Here is a 621-nt window from a genome sequence, read left to right on the forward strand (position 1 = left end):
GCCCGAGCAGTGCCCGGATCTGCGCCACCGCCACCTGGTGGTGGCAGTCGCCGGGACCGACCTGGGCCAGGTCCACCGGCAGCGCCCAGGAGGAGTCGTCATCGTTGGTGCAGGCCAGCCACTGGAACCACCAGCCCGCGGTGACCGGCGAGCGATGGTCGCGATGCCGGTCCTTGGCCGCGTCGTAGTTGAACGTCCGTCCCGGGCTGGTCGCGGCATCGGGGCGGGGCCAGTGCGAGCAGTCGATCGCGAACACCAGCCCCCGGCCGGGGTCGGCGAACCCGGTCACCAGACCGGCCAGAGCCCGCGCCAGCGCGGTGGTGTCGATCCGGCCCCGGTCCAGAGCCCGGTACACGCTGCCGTGCCCGCGGCGCAGCGGCGCTTCCAGCGTCAGCCACGGCAGCGACGGCGGCCGATGCGGACTGACCAGCAGCGCGTCGACCAGCTCGAACAAGGTGTCCCGCCACCCGGTGAAACACCCGTGCAGGTCCCGCCGGAACCGTTGCAGCGCCCGGAGTTGGGCACCCGGACCTTGATCGGGCAGACTATGAGCCACGGCCACCACTTGTCATGATCGAGTTCTTTGGACGGAACCCGAAAATGATCAAGCGGTGGCCGTGC

General features: G+C 70.9%; 1 protein-coding gene. It reads right to left on the reverse strand.

Annotated elements, in window-relative coordinates:
• Nucleotides 1-556: transposase (locus QSK35_RS42540; protein ID WP_285754138.1), on the reverse strand; the 556-nt coding region annotated here is incomplete at its 3' end.
• Nucleotides 557-621 lie beyond the last annotated feature (65 nt).

This window comes from Lentzea sp. NBRC 105346, assembly GCF_030269605.1.
Lineage (GTDB): Bacteria > Actinomycetota > Actinomycetes > Mycobacteriales > Pseudonocardiaceae > Lentzea.